3 protein-coding genes are annotated in these 1,567 nt (G+C 73.8%); all 3 read right to left on the reverse strand.

Annotated features, from left to right (window positions below; genetic code table 11):
• On the reverse strand, positions 1–370 hold a 370-nt coding region (locus HKK72_RS39105; protein WP_410050392.1), incomplete at its 3' end, for a response regulator.
• Between the two features lie 54 nt (positions 371–424).
• Positions 425–1,087: a Trp biosynthesis-associated membrane protein gene (locus HKK72_RS39110; RefSeq protein ID WP_187239409.1), complete on the reverse strand. Its 663-nt coding sequence runs from the start codon at positions 1,085–1,087 to the stop codon at positions 425–427.
• Positions 1,088–1,095: 8 nt separating this feature from the next.
• Positions 1,096–1,470, reverse strand: a complete 375-nt coding sequence (hisI, locus tag HKK72_RS39115; protein WP_187239410.1) for a phosphoribosyl-AMP cyclohydrolase — start codon at positions 1,468–1,470, stop codon at positions 1,096–1,098.
• Between the last annotated feature and the right edge of the window lie 97 nt (positions 1,471–1,567).

Here is a 1,567-nt window from a genome sequence, read left to right on the forward strand (position 1 = left end):
CGTCGCCGGCGTCACGCCGGCGCAGTGCGTCGGCGACGGCGGTCACCAGCTGCCTCGGGCCGAAGGGCCTGCTCAGGCGGTGTTCGCCGAGGTCACGTGGATCGATGCCGGACGCGTGAACGCAGATGACGGGAGCCGGATGGGCCGTTTCGGCGACCCGGGCGTACAGCTCGGCCGGGCGGGCGCCCGGTGCGGACACGTCCAGCACCACGACGTCGGGACGGATCCGCGCCGCCGCCGCGTGCGCGTGCGCGTGCTCGGACTCGACGTGGACGACGAAGCCCTCCCGGGTCAGGTAGAGCCGCTCCAGTTCGGCGACGCCGGGGTCGTGCTCGACCACCAGCACCCGCTCGCCGTCATCGACCACCACGGCCGCTGGCTCTGAACGGTCGCCGGTTCGCGGGGCACACGTTCGCGCCGGACATCAATGCTCCTCCTTCTCCCGGGCGGCTCCATCTTCCCGGTTCGCGGGCGTGATCGTCGGGTCCTCACCGCGGTCCAGCGACTTCCACAGAGTTGAGGGGTCGTCGGTCCCGGCCCGCGAGGTCCCGCCGGCGGGCGACGGCCCGGCGGGGGTCCCCACGCGCGCCTTGGCGGCGCCGTCGGTCTCGTAGCGCGCGGACATGCCCGGCCAGCGGGCGCCCCGCAGGAGCACCATGACTCCGGCCGCCGCGAGCAGCGCGCCGCCCGCGAGCGACACGATCCACCAGGCGGACGGCCGCACGAGGGCATCGCCGTCCAGCCGCAGCATCGGGCTCTTGTCACCTGCGGCGCGCAGCACGTTCGCGGTGCCCATGGCCGTCGCGGAGGCGTAGGCGATGCCGGCACCGAAGATCGCCAGCAGGCCTCCGACCGCCGCGCGTACCCTGCCGCGGGTGGCGAACAGAGCGGCCAGCCCGGCGAGCCCCGCCCAGCCGAGGGCCAGGGCCACGGCCGTGAGCTCCCGCCCCGTCACATGCTGGGAGAGCGGTGTGATCGTGTCGGTCGCCCGGACGGTCGCCCACGAGCGGCCACCGGCCACGACGGCGGTGCCGGCTCCCAGGGCGCACAGGACCGCCGCGGTGGTGAACTCGCGGCGGGGGTTCACCGGCCCGGTCACTCCGGCCGGACGCCGACGACGGGATCGAGGACGTCGGCGTCCCAGCAGGTCCGGTCTCCGGTGTGACACGCGGCGCCCACCTGGTCGACCTTGACCAGGATGGCGTCGCCGTCGCAGTCGAGCGCGACCGACCGCACCCACTGCTGGTGGCCGGACGAGTCACCCTTGACCCAGTACTCCTGGCGGCTGCGGGACCAGTACGTGCAGCGACCGGTGGTCAGCGTGCGGTGCAGTGCCTCGTCGTCCATCCAGCCCAGCATGAGCACCTCACCGGTGTCGTACTGCTGGGCGATGGCGGGAACGAGACCGTCGGCGGTGCGTTTCAGCCGATCGGCGATCTTGGGGTCCAGGTCGGACGGGCGTTCGGACATGCGCTCCATTCTGCCGCCTCCATGTCGAGTACCCCGCACCGGATCGCCGTAGGCGCGGCGATGAGACCGAAGCCGGGGGGCCGGGGCGGGTCGCGAA

Origin of the sequence: Actinomadura sp. HBU206391, assembly GCF_014323665.1 — a bacterium.
GTDB lineage: Bacteria > Actinomycetota > Actinomycetes > Streptosporangiales > Streptosporangiaceae > Actinomadura_C.

What these genes read in the sequence shown, in the direction of transcription:
- hisI (WP_187239410.1), bottom strand. Translation starts at nt 1,470, where the DNA reads ATGTCCGAACGCCCGTCCGACCTGGACCCCAAGATCGCCGATCGGCTG.